Raw genomic sequence first — 14,771 nt, 5'->3', positions numbered from 1 at the left:
TATAGAGGTTGAATAATAGGTACAATTCTAGTAGTTTGTTAGTAAAATTATATAACCAAGGATAGGTATAAATAGTATGAATAAAAATACTTACTATGAGCGCAATAACTTTTCAATTTACGAAGTAACAAACAAAACAGGTATCGAGTTAACTTTATCTGAACTAAAACAAATTGAAATAGCTATGCTAATTACCCCAAAAGCATTAACAACTTTTATTAATATATTACACAACCCTGCTAACTTAGATGAAAAGAAAAAAGAAAAATTCGAATCAATTATGAAACAATATGGTTTTATTAATTCAATTAATTTTGAGGCAACACGAACATTTCTAATTCGCCAAGCACGCAAAATAATAAACCTTATCGGCTCAATGCTTTTAACCCCTCATAAACTTTATAAATGCACAGGGTTTGGAGATGCTACTTATTATGATAGATATGGAATTATAGGGTTTGGTAAGAGCTTTTTCGAAGTAGGAACTGACAGAAAAGTTGATACTATCGTTCACGAGTTTAGTCACGCGGTATGGACTTCTGAAGATACAGCATATAACGCTAGAACAGCTATGAAAGAGCTTAATATAATCGCTCGAAACGCACGAATAAACCAAAGCGCCCAAGATAGAAAAGAAATTTTATCCTCTTCATACGCATTTGAAAGTGCAGTACGAGCAGCCCAATGAAAAGAATTATTATTACTATATTTTGTTTGATTAGTTACTCATCGTTTGCTAATGAAGAAGCTATCGAAAGTCCTATCGCTACCTCCTCTTTCACTTTTTGTCATATAGATACTAAGTGTATAACGAATATCAGATTAGCTAACACAACACCATATAAAGTTAAGCTAAGCTCTCTCGCTTTTAATAAGCAAGGAATCGATTTAAACTCGATGTATGTATTTGAAGAAAATAGTTATTACGATTTAAAAGAGAATAACTTAGATACAGGTATGTCAGAGCAACCCATACAGGGACGCAGACGCGCCTACAAGCAATTGTCATCATTAGAATTCGAGCCCCTAGAAGTCAAATTTATTGAACTAAAAGGCATAGAAAAGAGGTTTGCATTAGATCCAGGTAAGAGGTATCTGGTGGGAACACTTACCCCATTTGTAAACTTGTACATTAATGGTAAATTTGCCGATATCATCACAATTAGAACAAACTATTCACTTTTAACAATTCCTACAGAAGATATGGAAATAAAGGAACAACCAATAAAGCAGTTTGCTACACCCCAAGGGTAACCTGCAATAATATACATGCTTTGTTTGATCGCACTAAAAATTCTGCGTCAGCTTAAACCTTTATATATCAAGCCAGCATAATGTTGGCTTGATATATATCTTAGCTAATTATCTAAAAACGCCGCTACCTCTTTACTCATTCTATCCACCAGCCATTTAGGCCCGCCATCGTACATATCGTTGTGGCGTGATTCTGCTATAAACGTTTGCGTAACGGGATAAACCGTTAACTCTTGGTCGGTTAAAAGCACGTTCGCATCGGCTGGGTAATCACTACCTCGAAGTGTGAGCACATGTATGTTTTTATTGCGTGGCAATAACATGCGGCGGTGATCGAGCGTAATTAATTGGCTTACTTCATTTGGGTAAATAGCTGCATACAAGGCTGAGATATCTCCACCATTTGAGTGACCAAATAAAGTGAGTTTTGTAAACTCATACTCAGGGTATTTAACACTTAGCTCGTTGACTAAAAACTTGAGTGTTACAACACCCCGGTGCCAATTTTCCATACGGGTAGTCAGGTATGGCTGCGCACCATTAAGTGCAGGGTCACTTTTAAGCTCATGCGCTACCGCAATGCTTAAATAGTCTTGCGCATTAAATAACTTACTCGCAAAAGTGTATTCATTGTGGCTAATGCCATACCCCGCATTTATAAATACCACTGGGCATTTGACTTGCGCGCTGCACTTAAGGTGGTTAGTTGGTAGGGTAATATTTACAGGTATAGAGCGATTACGACTATCATCAATCACTACATCGTCTTGGGCATAACTTGATGATGCAAATAGCGCAGTGCTTAAAGTCAGCGCACTTAATATTAAACGCTTTTTTATAATTTTTAACATGCATTTCATTGTATTATCTATATATTTTTAACTAGTATTAATTTTTATTATAAAGGTTAGCACGCTCCTTTACTAATTTGTGCGATAATAGCGATTATTGTTTTACTATTATCGCAAAAGAATCCATTCATGAAATCATACAGCAGCATTGAACAACGCATCGACATTCTACAAAGTAGAATTGAAGCCTACCAAGAAGAAATTAAAGTGTTACAAGCCGAGCCGAAAAGTAACAACGAACGTATTATTTTTAAGTTTATTGAAACCGGCAGTACAGGTAAAACCAAAGACTTTGTGAGAGAGCTTGGGATTAAATCACCGCGTGATAGTTTATATTCATCAGGTGATGTAACTAAACTAATTAAAGATGGCGCGGATGATATTTCGCCTGAGCTACTGAGCATAGCTCGCGCACTTGCTAGCGCGCGCAACAAAAATGGCCCTGCTTGCTAATAGTAAATATAATAACGTATTAGCCGTAAGCTCTTGCGGCTAAACTGCAATTGTATTTCATCGATAATAATTGCAGTTAAATTTGCAGTTACTACAGCTTATTGTGCTGATTGGTCTTCGTAACCGAAGCAACAGTAATACATGCAGATGTGTGTGAACTGCTTGCAATTAAAGCTGCCAATCAATACCTGCCTTACTTAACTTCCACACCAAGCACCGTGCTATAAACCTTTGAGTGCTAGTTTTGCCATACTGGTCAAGGTGTTTATCATTAGAGTTAAAGTACTCCTTATAAACTTGTAAGTTAATTCAATGGCTTTAAAGGGTAATCCACAAAATGAGAGAATGTGCCCCAAAATACCTCTTACATCTTCGGCGTTACCTTTTGATATATCAATACTGTCTGCTAACACTTTTGCAATTTTATCGTAAACCGTAAGGGTATTTGAAATATCAGCTTGTATCGCATGTAATCTGCCTGACGCATGTAAATGAGTTATAATTGCTTCGCCAATTGTTCTTGCCCAACGAGTTGTGGGCCTAGCCTGCAAGCGCTTATCATAATCAAGTTTTACTTGTCGTCTTAATCTAGATTCCTTCCCTTTATTGATTGCAGCATAGCTCTTAAAGCAACTAGCAGTATGTAAATACCCTGGTGTTTCTTCCGTCATACTGTGAGCTTTTGGTGTTATCGTCGGTGCACCATGCAATATGTATTCATCCTCGGTATGCACAAAAGGCCATACAGGCACTAGCGGAACTGGGTCACCTGCATGGACACAACGATAGATACCATTATCGGTCGCATAAACGGTTTTTAGTGCAAAGCTTGGATACCCCACTCTAGGTGCACCAAAGGTATATAGTTTTACATTAGCGTTAAAGTGTTTCTTTAACCAGTTTGTAGCTAGATTAGCTAACGCACCTCCTAAGCTATGACCAACAACATGAATATTTAGACCTGTTTTTGATTGCGAAGCGGCTAATTTGAAGTAATCTTCAAGCTGCTGCTTTAATGAATTAAAAGTGTTATTAAATCCAGCATGAACAGGTTGCCCATTAGCGCATGTATTCACACCACAGTGTAAATCAGTAATAACATCACGCTTCTTTTCCGTCCCTCTTAAGGCTATTACAAAGTCACCTTCAAATGGCCCTCGTTTGCCTTTTGCTATACAGCCGAAAGGAGTTGTATGTTTAAATATTCTTTCTAAAACACTGCCACTAATTGCTTGCAAATTATCACTTTCAAAAGAAAACCCTACTGCCAACCTACTATGGTAGAGACTTGTTTGAGTTCCGCCGTTACGGTTTACATCATAAGCTACCGAAGCAAACAATGCTGCTAACTCCGGTGTTAATACATTCATATTTGTACTCATTCCAATATCCTTATTATAAAATTCCGCTTATCATCCGTTCAAAATCGGCTTCAAGATCTATTAAAACAAAATCGTCGTCCCATCGACAGATACTTTTTGCACAGTACGAATTCTGACACGATGTACCTTTAAAAGAAAAAAAAACTTCCTCATTAATAATGTCGCCATTCAACGAGTTCAACTTATCGACATACTCTTGAATAACAGAAATTCCACTAGGGTTACTTGACCATAATATAAAGTTGTCGCCACCGTATTGAGCTGTAATTTCCTGCCATCTTATTTTCTCTGCTATTAGCAAAGCAGGCTGACTGGATCTCAAGCTCATTTCTGGCATTTCAAATTCGCCATTGCTATCTGTAAAACACTCATCTTTTGTGTATTTACCATCAGAATAACTAAGTGTTCTTAATATTCTTACATTGGCAAGAGGCGCACCATTATTAACTAAACGGCCTTTCACTTCGGGACATAAATGTACTTTGTGAGTACCAATATGATTATTGATCTTTCTTAATATTTCAGAAAATGACATCAGCAAACCTTAAAGTTACCGTTAGCTGACAAAGTAGGAAATATTCCATATTTATATTGCCAACATCCATGTAAAAAAAGCAATATAACAAAAAAATGTAAAATTGCAAATTAGCTAAAATAACAGCTACTCTTGCATCTTTCTTTTGATCACATATCCTGTCAGATCTTGCATAAATTAAGCAACTACTATTGCTCCAATCTACTATCTAACAAGTGTTTAGTTTGCTTGATATTATAAAGGTTCTTTAATAGTTACCTTTTAAGTTTCGCCTTTGACAAAAACAGCCCCCATTCAAGTTGATATATTTTTTATTCTGGTTTAGCTATCCTGACCAATAAACTTGTATAGATCATCATTGTTAACTTCTTGAAAATTTTCTTTCCAACGGCATATACTAATGCCTTTATATTCATGAAAAAGATCATTATCCTTAAAAGAGAATAAGATTTCTTCGTCAGAAATATCACCATTTAAGGTCCGTAACTTCTTTGCGTATGCAGGTTTCGTGTTTATACCTGAATTCTCACTTGACCATAATAAGAAAACATCATTTTCATAATGCGCAAATATCCTCTGAGAAGTAAACCTTTCAGCTAATAGCAAAGCAGGTTGGCTGGATCTTAAGCTCATTTCTGGCATTTCAAATGCGCCATTGCTATCTGTAAAACACTCATCTTTTGTGTATTTACCATCAGAATAACTAAGTGTTCTTGATATTTTTACATTAGCAAGAGGAGTTCCGTAATTAACTAAACGGCCTTTTACTTTGGGACATAAATGGACTTTATGAGTACCAATATGATTATTGATCTTTCTCAATATTTCAGAAAATGACATCAGCGAACCTCCAAGTTACCGTTAGCTGACAAAGCAGGAAAGACTCCATATTTATATTACTAACATCCTTGTTAAAAAGTGAACATAACAAAAACATATAAAATTGCAAATTAGCTTAAACAACAGCTAATTTGGCATCTTTCTTTTGATCACATATCCTGTTAGATCTTGCATAAATTAAGCAATTACTATTGCTCCACTCTCCTATCTAGCACCTTTATAATAAGCCTAATATTATAAAGGTGCTTTAATAGTTATTTTTTAGTTTCGCCTTTGATCAAAGCAGCTCCCCGATTCAAGTTAATATATTTTTTTGTTCTTGGTTTAGTAACATGAGTAATAAACTTGAACTGATAACTTCCTGAAAATTTTCTTTTTAACAGCATGTGCTAACACCATTATGTTAATAAAAGATGATTGTCTTAAAAGAGAATATTTCTTCATCAGAAATATCGCTAAAGCGCTTTTCATTTGCTGTAAAGTTTGAAAATGACTGATGGAAATAATGACTTTCTTTAAATAACTCGCTTATAAATATAAAGTACCTAAATTGGGTTATGCAAAACAAAAAACCCCTTAGGTATTTAGCCTAAGGGGTTTTGATCTAACTAAACACTATGGTTTAACTAGCTTTATTCTTCGTTTGGTAATTCTTTCTCAACTACACTAATTGCAAGCTCTGTCAGCGAATCGCTGTTAGCTTTGCTTGGTGCATCGGTTAATAAGCACGATGCCTGTGTTGTTTTAGGGAAAGCAATAACGTCTCGAATGTTATCAGTACCACATAACAACATAACTAAACGGTCTAAACCGAACGCTAGACCTGCATGCGGCGGTGTGCCGTATTTAAGAGCATCAAGTAAGAAACCAAATTTATCTTGTTGCTCTTGCGCTTCAATACCTAAAATTCTAAATGCCGCTTCTTGCATATCTGCATTGTGAATACGTACCGAGCCACCGCCCACTTCGTAGCCGTTTAATACCATATCGTAAGCATCTGAAATAGCCGCTGCTGGGTTTGCTTCAAGCTCACTGGCACTAATATCTTTTGGTGCAGTAAATGGATGGTGTACAGCGTGTAATGTGCCTTCGTCATCTTCTTCAAACATTGGGAAGTCAACAACCCAAAGTGGTGCCCAGCTATCTAAATTAGTGATTTCTAAATCAATACCAATTTTTAAACGAAGTGCGCCCATGGCTTCATTTACGGTGTTGCGTTTATCCGCACCAAATAAAATGATATCGCCTGTTTGTGCATTAGTACGTTCAAGTAACTGCGTGATCACATCTTCATTTAAGAATTTAGCGATTGGCGATTGCACGCCCTCAACGCCTGCATCGCGGTCATTTACTTTCATCCATGCTAAACCTTTAGCACCGTAAATACCGATAAACTTAGTGTAGTCATCTAGTTGCTTACGAGAAAGTGATGCACCACCTGGAACAGTTAGCACTGCAACACGGCCTTTTTCATCATTTGCTGGGCCTGAGAATACTTTAAACTCTACGTCTTTTACTAAATCGGCTACATCAATTAGCTTCATTGGGTTACGTAAGTCTGGCTTATCAGAACCATATAAGCTCATTGCCTCAGAGTAAGGCATAATTGGGAAATCACCTAAATCAACATTTAGTAATGACTGCCACATTTCACGGATCATCTTTTCTGTCATACCACGTACTTGATCAGAGCTCATGAACGAGGTTTCTAAATCTATTTGAGTAAATTCAGGTTGACGGTCAGCACGTAAGTCTTCATCACGGAAACATTTAACAATTTGGTAGTAACGGTCAAAACCCGACATCATCAACAATTGCTTAAATAACTGTGGCGACTGCGGTAATGCGTAAAAGCTACCTTTGTGTACACGACTTGGTACTAAGTAATCGCGAGCACCTTCTGGCGTTGCTTTAGTTAGTACTGGCGTTTCGATATCTAAAAAGCCATTTTCATCTAAAAAGCGACGTACAAAGCTGCTTGCTTTAGCACGTAATTTAATGCGGTCGCTCATTTCTAAACGACGTAGATCTAAATAACGGTATTTTAAACGACGTTCTTCTGAGTTCACTTGGTTAAAATCAAGTGGCATAGGCTCAGAGCGGTTAATAATCGTTAAACCCGTGCCTAAAATTTCTACTTCGCCAGTTGCCATATCTTTGTTTACTTGGCTATCTGGGCGAGCGCGTACAATCCCTTTTAACTGAACACAAAATTCTTGACGAAGTTTGTTAGCTGTTTCCATTAATCCTTCAACTTCCGGATCGAATACAACTTGTACTAAACCTTCTCTATCGCGTAAATCGACAAAGATAAGTCCACCAAGGTCACGTCGTTTGTTGATCCAGCCACATAGTTCAACTTCCTGATCTACGTGAGTTTTATTTAGCTGTCCGCAGTATATAGAGCGCATAGTTTTCCTGTCAGATAAAAGGCATATAGCGGTTAAACACTGTTGTTTTAAAAGTTTTTATAAACACCAAAATGAAAATAAAGCCGCTAGCAATTCAAAATAATCAAATTAAGCCCTGCATTATACCCAAGTAGGTTGAAGATGCTAGGGCGTGTTTACCTTTCGGGGTGGAATTTACAGCGCACTGTTTTGTTATTTGTTACACTACCGGCACTTTATAACAAGGCTTTTGTTTGTATGCTATATATTGGATGCCCGCAGTGGTCGAGCAGCGCATGGAAAGGAAATTTATTTTCACGCCAGTGTAAAAATGCCGATATGCTTAGCGAATATGCGCAGCATTTTAATTCGGTAGAAGGTAATACTAGCTTTTACGCCGATCCCTCGCCTGACACTGTATTACGATGGGCTGCCAGTGTACCTGATGAGTTTAAATTTACCTTTAAATTTCATCGGCGCTTTAGTCACGAACTCCAACTTACTAACGTGCAACATGAGCTAACTAATTGGCTTAATTTATTCGCCCCTCTATTTGAAAAAACAGGGCAAATAATGCTGCAATTACCTAAAGCGTTTGCGCCACAACATTTAGCTAAGCTTGCCGCTTTTATTGAGTTACTTCCTAAAGAGCTAAACTATGGGGTTGAGGTACGCCACCCTGATTTTTTTAAAAAAGGTGAGGCCGAAATCGCACTTAATCAGCTTTTAATGGCAAATAATATAAACCGTATTGCTATGGATACTCGGGCGCTCTTTGCAGTAAAGCCAACCACCGAAGCGCTAATAGACGCACAACAGAAAAAACCGCATTTACCAGTTCACGCTATTGCTACGGGCTCGCAGCCTATGGCACGTTTTGTTATTGCTGATTTAGAAAACGATTATAAGACCTTTTATCAGCCTTGGCTTAGCAAAGTAACTCAGTGGCTTGATGAGGGCAAAAGTCCTTATGTGTTTTTTCATACCGCTGATAACCGCCAAGCGCCGCTGCTGGCTCGCCAGTTTTGCCAAGATTTGGGGTATAATCACAATGTACTCAATCCATTTAGTGGCGAAAAAGAAGCCCACCAGCAAGCACTTTTTTAAAAATAAATTCAAAATACAGAGACAATAATGAGTGAATACGCACGTTACTTTACCGGCTACCCTGCCAATATCGTTGAGCAAGTATTAAGCCTAATAAAAGCAGGAAAAGTAAGTGAGTATTTACTTAAAAAATACCCGCAGGCGCATCGTATTACCAGTGATAAGTTACTGTATAGCTACGCCACTGAGCTTAAAAAGCAGTATTTAAAAAACGCCCCGCCATTTGGACGCGCTGCGTTTAAAAAACAAGGTGATATGGTTACCAATGCGCTCGGTACCCACACGTACCGTATGCAAGGTAAAACCCGCAAGCACGATTTAGCAATAAACAGCGATTTACTGCGCGCGCCAGAGCCATTATTAAAAGCATTAGTGGTGCACGAACTCGCGCATTTTAAAGAAAAAGACCACAATAAAGGCTTTTATAAACTGTGCTGCCATATGGAGCCACAGTACCATCAGCTAGAGCTAGATTTACGGATTTTTTGTGTGGCTATTGCGATGGGTGAGAATCCGTATAATTGACGGTCAGCGGTCAGCGGTCAGCGGTCAGCGGTCAGCGGTCAGCGGTCAGCGGTCAGCGGTCAGCCAAAATAATGACACACGAGTTCACAATGAAAGCCCTCGTTAACAAAAAACGCGATATAAATCGCGTTTTTATTATTGTCACTTTCTAATCTGACAGCTAAGAGCTTAAAAGCGTGTTAGGTCTCGTTTCACTTAACCCAGCCTACGTAAAAACGTTAAAGCCCTAATTCGGCCATAAAGTCGTCATCGCTATCATCTTGCTTTGGCTGTTTCGCTTTTTCTTTATCCGCTTTTTGCTTAGCCTCATTTTCGATAATATCGTCTGGGTCTATCGCTTCTACAATGTCAAAGTCGTGAAGTTTAATAAACTCTGTTTTATCCATCGCTAATTCTAAATAGAAGATATTTTGGTTGCGAGTCGTAAACGTTACGCGACGTGCTTGCGGACGATCCATAGTGGTATCAACCGATATTTGCACTTGTTTATTAATAGCCATCATTTTTGGCTGATTTTGGGTAATAGAGGTATGCAGCTGTTCACGTACTTTTGATGTGAAGTCGCCCACTATTTGGTTCATCAACTCACCCATCACGTTTGAAACGTCATCAGATAAGTGGCTGTGTGCGATTTCGTCTTCTGGCATACCCATGTTACGCATATAATCGCCATAAATTTCCATGGCCGCTTGCGCCGTAAAGTTGGTAACAACTAAGCCGGTAAAGCCCCCGTCAAATAAAACAAAACAGCCTATGTCTGGTCGCATACAAGTACGCGTTATTTTTTGTACCATGGCTGAATAGCTGATCTCGTTGCCGCTGGCTGATGAAAGTACACCCGTTACTGAGTGGCATAATGTTGCTAATATATCGTCGGTACTAATAACCTTACTTTTGCTCATTTAATAATCTCTTTTATACTTATTCTTCATAATTCTAGTCAAGCTACTGAATTTATCACTGACTATCCAGCATAAAATGTTAAAATAGCACTATTATTTTCAAAGAGACTGCCTTCGTGAGTATAAAAGACAGTATTTATGCCTCTGAGCAACAAGTAAAAGACTTTAGTTTTGATCAAAACGTGGTTGAAGTATTTCCCGACATGATCCAACGCTCGGTACCCGGTTATGCCACTATTGTAAGTACTATGGGAAAATTAGCGGGTGAGTATGCTCAGCCAAATTCAAATTTGTATGACCTAGGATGCTCGTTAGGGGCGGTTACTTTAAGTATGCGCCGTAATATTCAAACAGATAGCTGCCACATTATTGCTGTAGATAACTCACAAGCCATGGTGGAGCGTTGTAAGGTTCATTTACAAGGATTTAGATCGGACGTTCCTGTAACGGTTACATTAGGTGATATTAACGAGCTTGATATTCAAAATGCCTCAGTAGTAGCGATGAATTTTACCCTGCAGTTTATTCCACCAGCGCAGCGCAAAGCGGTACTTGAAAAAATATACGCTAATTTAAAGCCCGGTGGCGTTTTGTTATTAAGTGAAAAAATTAAAGCCGAAAACGAGCAGTGCGATAACTTACTGATTGACTTGCACCACGACTTTAAACGCCATAATGGCTACTCTGAGCTTGAAATAAGCCAAAAGCGTACTGCCATTGAAAACGTAATGCGCCCCGATACACTTAGTACACATACACAACGTTTAAGCGACATTGGTTTTAGCCAAACCCAAGTGTGGTATCAATGTTTTAATTTTTGCTCAATGGTAGCAATTAAATAATTTAGAGAGTGACACATGTCTGCATGGTTTAACCAATTTTACGCTGCGATTGCACAAAGCCCACTTAGCCACTGGCTAGAAACCTTGCCTGCGCAATTAAAGCATTGGCAACAAGAGGCAAGTCATGGCGATTTGCCACAATGGCAAAAAGTGCTGAAAAACTTACCCGAGGTATCAACAAACCAAGTTGATATTGTCAGCAAAGTAGCAATAGGTGCGCCTGGCGAAATGTCTGAAGGCGAAAAAAAGCAAACCACGCATTTATTAAAACGGATGATGCCTTGGCGTAAAGGCCCGTTTAACGTTCACGGTATTGAAATAAATACCGAATGGCGCAGCGACTGGAAATGGGATCGACTGCTACCGCATATTGAGCCATTAAAAGGCCGTACTGTATTAGATATTGGTTGTGGCTCGGGGTATCACCTATGGCGTATGCGCGGTGAAGGTGCTCAGTTTGTAGTGGGTATTGATCCATCTGACTTATTTTTGTGCCAGTTTCAGGCAATTAAACACTTTAACCCAGATGAAAACGTGCATTTGTTACCATTAGGTGTAGAAGCCCTGCCAGAGCTCAAAGCGTTTGATACAGTATTTTCAATGGGGGTGCTTTATCATCGTCGTTCCCCTATCGACTTTTTAGCGCAATTAAAAGCACAGCTTCGCCCAGGCGGAGAACTCGTGCTTGAAACATTAGTTATTGAAGGCGATGAAAACACCGTATTAGTACCGACCGACCGCTACGCGAAAATGCGTAATGTATGGTTTATTCCAAGCACTGCGGCATTAAAATTGTGGATGGAACGTGTTGGCTTTAAAGATGTGCAAATTAAAGATTGTGCTATTACAACGCTCGACGAGCAGCGTAAAACTGACTGGATGGAAAACGAATCTTTAGTTGACTTTTTAGACCCCGCTGACACCAGTAAAACCATTGAAGGCTACCCTGCACCACTTAGAGCGATACTTACAGCTAAAGCCTAATTTGTAGGATTAATTTTTATTTCCATATTAAAAAGCGCCATTGGGCGCTTTTTTGTTTACTAATACAGCAACTAGCGGACAAGTGTCCTTGTCTTTAAAATCAAATCCAGATTTCAACTAGCCGCGCCCTTGCAATTGTTGTAAAATACGCGCGTTTCTAAGTAAGCATCAAAACAACTATTTTGAGGAAAACCTGTGAGCGAACAAAAACAGTCTCTAAGCTATAAAGACGCGGGCGTAGATATCGACGCTGGTAATGCACTTGTTGAGCGTATTAAAGGCGTAGTTAAAAAAACTCGTCGTCCTGAAGTGATGGGCGGAATTGGTGGTTTTGGCGCACTTTGCGAAATTCCTGAAGGTTATAAGCAACCCGTACTTGTAGCAGGCACCGATGGTGTAGGCACTAAGTTACGTTTAGCAATTGACCTTAAAAAGCACGATACTGTAGGTATCGACTTAGTTGCGATGTGTGTAAATGATTTAATAGTACAAGGCGCTGAACCCCTGTTTTTTCTAGATTACTATGCAACGGGTAAACTAGATGTAGACACAGCAGCCGACGTAGTAACCGGTATTGGTAAAGGTTGTGAAATTTCAGGTTGTGCCCTAATTGGTGGCGAAACAGCTGAAATGCCAGGTATGTATGATGGTGAAGACTACGACATGGCAGGCTTTTGTACCGGTGTGGTAGAAAAATCAAAAATTATTGATGGCACTAAAGTAGCTGCAGGCGATCAACTTATTGCCCTTGCTTCTAGCGGTCCTCACTCAAATGGTTTCTCTTTAATTCGTAAAGTTTTAGAAGTCTCTAACGCTGATACTAATCAAGTGATTGATGGCAAAACCTTAGGTGAGCACCTTTTAGAACCAACACGTATTTACGTTAAACCATTACTTGAGTTGTTCAAGCAAGTAGACGTGCATGCCCTTTCGCATATTACTGGTGGCGGTTTTTGGGAAAATATCCCACGCGTATTACCTGAATCTGCTAAAGCGGTTGTTAAAGGTGATAGCTGGCAGTGGCCAAGTGTGTTTAGCTGGTTGCAAGAAAACGGCAACATTACAACACACGAAATGTACCGCACATTTAACTGTGGTGTAGGCATGGTGTTAGTTGTACCTGCGGATGAGCTTGAAAATAGCTTAAATATCTTAAAAGATCTTGGCGAGAACGCATGGCACCTTGGTGAAATCCAAGATGCCGTTGCTGGCGAAGAGCAAGTTGAAATTGTAGGTGGTGCTGCGTAATGGCACCCACTCGTCTAGTAGTTTTGATCTCAGGCAGTGGCTCAAATTTACAAGCCATTATAGACGCCTGTGAAAGCGGCGAGATAAACGCCCATATAGCGGCTGTTATTAGTAACAAAGCAGACGCTTATGGGTTAGAGCGTGCAAAAAATGCAGGTATTGCCACACACGTGCTGAGCCATAAAGAGTTTGACTCACGCGAAGCGTACGATGCCCAGTTAATGCATATAATTGACTCTTTTGAACCAAATCTAGTTGTATTAGCTGGGTTTATGCGTATTCTAACTCCTAACTTAGTGCAAAAATATGTTGGAAAAATGTTGAACATTCATCCATCTTTGTTGCCTAAGTACCAGGGGCTGAATACCCACCAAAGAGCAATTGATGCAAAAGACGACGTTCACGGCGTTAGTGTTCACTTTGTAACTGAAGAATTAGACGGCGGACCCGTTATTCTTCAAGCCAAAGTGCCTGTATTAGCAGACGATACAGCAGACACGCTCGCTAAGCGTGTGCATGCGCAAGAGCACATAATTTATCCTTTGGTGGTCAAGTGGTTCAGTGAACAACGACTTACGATGGAAGCAGATTATGCAGTTCTTGACGAAAAACAACTTCCTGCACACGGCGCGCACTACCCAAAATAAAAAATTAAGTGCCTGGCTATTATGTGCGGGCACTTTATTACTTCCTACCAGCCTGATTGCAGGTGAGTTAACCCAGTATCAAGCCAGCTACGATATTTTGCGCAAAGGCGCAAATCATGGTACAGCCGAGCGGACGCTTAAAAAACTCGATAATAATAACTACCAAGTCACTTACCATAGCGATATTGAATGGATGATTTTCTCTGACTCACGTCAAGAGTCATCAACTTTTAGCTTTGCTAACGATAAAGTAGAGCCTATTCAGTACTCTATGATCCGCACGGGGACTGGGCCTGACAAAAAGTATGAAATTAACTTTGATCGTCAAACACAAACTGTCACCAGTAACACCAGCGACTACCCGTTAAAATGCCAATGGCATGATAACTTCCAAGATGGTATTTCTTATCAAGTGCAAGTTCGAGAAGGACTTAAAAAAGGAAAAACTAGTTTCTCGTTTCCACTGGTTGATAAAAAAGGTAATTGCCGTGACTACGACTTTGAAGTGGTAGAAACCGAAATGATTTCCTTACCGATTGGTAACGTAGAAGCCATTAAAGTAAAACGTTTATACGACAATGACAAACGCCAAGCCTTAGCATGGTTTGCCCCAGAAATGGATTATATGCTAGTGCGCATGTGGAAAGGTGAAAAAGGTGTGGAACAGTTTGAAGTGCAGATGAAATGGTTTACCGTGATCAATCCACCGGCTTTACCTGCACAAGTTAAAAACGAAATAACCCCCTAATAAATTACTTACAAGATGCAATACGAAAAGCCCAAGTGTGATAACCATAACTTGGGCTTTTCA

The 14,771-nt window shown here is 39.3% G+C and carries 16 protein-coding genes; 10 read left to right on the top strand and 6 right to left on the bottom strand.

Features of this window, described 5'->3' with window-relative positions:
* Window positions 1–76: 76 nt before the first annotated feature.
* Together ABZP26_RS06060 and ABZP26_RS06055 are read left to right on the top strand one after the other, a co-directional pair.
* Window positions 77–688, top strand: a complete 612-nt coding sequence (locus ABZP26_RS06060) for a hypothetical protein (RefSeq protein ID WP_024601634.1) — start codon at window positions 77–79, stop codon at window positions 686–688.
* Entirely contained in the window at window positions 685–1,254 is a 570-nt protein-coding gene (locus ABZP26_RS06055) for a hypothetical protein (protein ID WP_024601633.1), read from the top strand. Before ABZP26_RS06060 ends, ABZP26_RS06055 begins: the two co-directional genes overlap by 4 nt.
* A gap of 104 nt (window positions 1,255–1,358) precedes the next feature.
* On the opposite strand, the gene ABZP26_RS06050 is transcribed toward ABZP26_RS06055, so the two are convergent.
* Window positions 1,359–2,105 (bottom strand): alpha/beta hydrolase, encoded by a 747-nt coding sequence (locus ABZP26_RS06050; RefSeq protein ID WP_024601632.1) that lies wholly within the window; start codon window positions 2,103–2,105, stop codon window positions 1,359–1,361.
* Window positions 2,106–2,234: 129 nt separating this feature from the next.
* Here ABZP26_RS06050 and ABZP26_RS06045 point away from each other — a divergent pair, with 129 nt between their 5' ends.
* Window positions 2,235–2,558, top strand: a complete 324-nt coding sequence (locus tag ABZP26_RS06045; RefSeq protein ID WP_008111621.1) for a hypothetical protein — start codon at window positions 2,235–2,237, stop codon at window positions 2,556–2,558.
* Window positions 2,559–2,779: 221 nt separating this feature from the next.
* On the opposite strand, the gene ABZP26_RS06040 is transcribed toward ABZP26_RS06045, so the two are convergent.
* The 4 genes from ABZP26_RS06040 to aspS all read right to left on the bottom strand — a co-directional run bounded on the left by ABZP26_RS06040 (window position 2,780) and on the right by aspS (window position 7,726).
* A complete protein-coding gene (locus ABZP26_RS06040; RefSeq protein ID WP_235190299.1) occupies window positions 2,780–3,940 on the bottom strand; it encodes a lipase family protein in 1,161 nt (386 codons plus the stop codon).
* A 13-nt stretch (window positions 3,941–3,953) separates the two neighbouring features.
* Complete coding sequence (locus tag ABZP26_RS06035; RefSeq protein WP_024601630.1) at window positions 3,954–4,475, bottom strand: DUF6795 domain-containing protein; 522 nt, start codon at window positions 4,473–4,475, stop codon at window positions 3,954–3,956.
* A gap of 321 nt (window positions 4,476–4,796) precedes the next feature.
* A complete protein-coding gene (locus tag ABZP26_RS06030) occupies window positions 4,797–5,315 on the bottom strand; it encodes a DUF6795 domain-containing protein (RefSeq protein ID WP_036956956.1) in 519 nt (172 codons plus the stop codon).
* A 632-nt stretch (window positions 5,316–5,947) separates the two neighbouring features.
* Window positions 5,948–7,726, bottom strand: a complete 1,779-nt coding sequence (gene aspS / locus ABZP26_RS06025; RefSeq protein WP_036956955.1) for an aspartate--tRNA ligase — start codon at window positions 7,724–7,726, stop codon at window positions 5,948–5,950.
* Window positions 7,727–7,963: 237 nt separating this feature from the next.
* Between aspS and ABZP26_RS06020 the strand changes: the two genes are divergently transcribed.
* Both ABZP26_RS06020 and ABZP26_RS06015 read left to right on the top strand, forming a co-directional pair.
* A complete protein-coding gene (locus ABZP26_RS06020) occupies window positions 7,964–8,812 on the top strand; it encodes a DUF72 domain-containing protein (protein WP_036956974.1) in 849 nt (282 codons plus the stop codon).
* Between the two features lie 27 nt (window positions 8,813–8,839).
* Complete coding sequence (locus tag ABZP26_RS06015; RefSeq protein ID WP_016899476.1) at window positions 8,840–9,337, top strand: M48 family metallopeptidase; 498 nt, start codon at window positions 8,840–8,842, stop codon at window positions 9,335–9,337.
* Window positions 9,338–9,555: 218 nt separating this feature from the next.
* Here the strand turns inward: ABZP26_RS06015 and ABZP26_RS06010 are convergent, their stop codons facing one another.
* Window positions 9,556–10,239: a DUF3334 family protein gene (locus ABZP26_RS06010; RefSeq protein WP_008111638.1), complete on the bottom strand. Its 684-nt coding sequence runs from the start codon at window positions 10,237–10,239 to the stop codon at window positions 9,556–9,558.
* 116 nt (window positions 10,240–10,355) lie between these two features.
* Between ABZP26_RS06010 and cmoA the strand changes: the two genes are divergently transcribed.
* From cmoA to ABZP26_RS05985, 5 genes are all read left to right on the top strand, one after another.
* Window positions 10,356–11,081: a carboxy-S-adenosyl-L-methionine synthase CmoA gene (gene cmoA / locus ABZP26_RS06005; protein ID WP_008111640.1), complete on the top strand. Its 726-nt coding sequence runs from the start codon at window positions 10,356–10,358 to the stop codon at window positions 11,079–11,081.
* 15 nt (window positions 11,082–11,096) lie between these two features.
* Window positions 11,097–12,065 (top strand): tRNA 5-methoxyuridine(34)/uridine 5-oxyacetic acid(34) synthase CmoB, encoded by a 969-nt coding sequence (gene cmoB, locus ABZP26_RS06000; RefSeq protein WP_024600781.1) that lies wholly within the window; start codon window positions 11,097–11,099, stop codon window positions 12,063–12,065.
* Window positions 12,066–12,260: 195 nt separating this feature from the next.
* Window positions 12,261–13,313, top strand: a complete 1,053-nt coding sequence (gene purM / locus ABZP26_RS05995; RefSeq protein WP_016899473.1) for a phosphoribosylformylglycinamidine cyclo-ligase — start codon at window positions 12,261–12,263, stop codon at window positions 13,311–13,313.
* A complete protein-coding gene (gene purN / locus ABZP26_RS05990) occupies window positions 13,313–13,960 on the top strand; it encodes a phosphoribosylglycinamide formyltransferase (protein ID WP_016899472.1) in 648 nt (215 codons plus the stop codon). Before purM ends, purN begins: the two co-directional genes overlap by 1 nt.
* Window positions 13,914–14,708, top strand: a complete 795-nt coding sequence (locus tag ABZP26_RS05985; protein ID WP_368485612.1) for a DUF3108 domain-containing protein — start codon at window positions 13,914–13,916, stop codon at window positions 14,706–14,708. The genes purN and ABZP26_RS05985 overlap by 47 nt, the downstream gene beginning before the upstream one ends.
* Window positions 14,709–14,771: the final 63 nt, after the last annotated feature.

Source organism: Pseudoalteromonas sp. SD03, from assembly GCF_040937955.1.
Classification (GTDB): Bacteria; Pseudomonadota; Gammaproteobacteria; order Enterobacterales; family Alteromonadaceae; genus Pseudoalteromonas; species Pseudoalteromonas tetraodonis.
This window is presented reverse-complemented; position numbering and strand designations above follow the sequence as displayed.

Coding starts and splice junctions, on each gene's coding strand:
- ABZP26_RS06040 (WP_235190299.1), bottom strand. CDS start 3,940: ATGAGTACAAATATGAATGTATTAACACCGGAGTTAGCAGCATTGTTT.
- aspS (WP_036956955.1), bottom strand. CDS start 7,726: ATGCGCTCTATATACTGCGGACAGCTAAATAAAACTCACGTAGATCAG.
- purN (WP_016899472.1), top strand. CDS start 13,313: ATGGCACCCACTCGTCTAGTAGTTTTGATCTCAGGCAGTGGCTCAAAT.
- ABZP26_RS06010 (WP_008111638.1), bottom strand. CDS start 10,239: ATGAGCAAAAGTAAGGTTATTAGTACCGACGATATATTAGCAACATTA.
- ABZP26_RS06020 (WP_036956974.1), top strand. CDS start 7,964: ATGCTATATATTGGATGCCCGCAGTGGTCGAGCAGCGCATGGAAAGGA.
- ABZP26_RS06060 (WP_024601634.1), top strand. CDS start 77: ATGAATAAAAATACTTACTATGAGCGCAATAACTTTTCAATTTACGAA.
- ABZP26_RS06045 (WP_008111621.1), top strand. CDS start 2,235: ATGAAATCATACAGCAGCATTGAACAACGCATCGACATTCTACAAAGT.
- ABZP26_RS06050 (WP_024601632.1), bottom strand. CDS start 2,105: ATGTTAAAAATTATAAAAAAGCGTTTAATATTAAGTGCGCTGACTTTA.
- ABZP26_RS06030 (WP_036956956.1), bottom strand. CDS start 5,315: ATGTCATTTTCTGAAATATTGAGAAAGATCAATAATCATATTGGTACT.
- ABZP26_RS06035 (WP_024601630.1), bottom strand. CDS start 4,475: ATGTCATTTTCTGAAATATTAAGAAAGATCAATAATCATATTGGTACT.
- ABZP26_RS06015 (WP_016899476.1), top strand. CDS start 8,840: ATGAGTGAATACGCACGTTACTTTACCGGCTACCCTGCCAATATCGTT.
- ABZP26_RS06055 (WP_024601633.1), top strand. CDS start 685: ATGAAAAGAATTATTATTACTATATTTTGTTTGATTAGTTACTCATCG.
- cmoB (WP_024600781.1), top strand. CDS start 11,097: ATGTCTGCATGGTTTAACCAATTTTACGCTGCGATTGCACAAAGCCCA.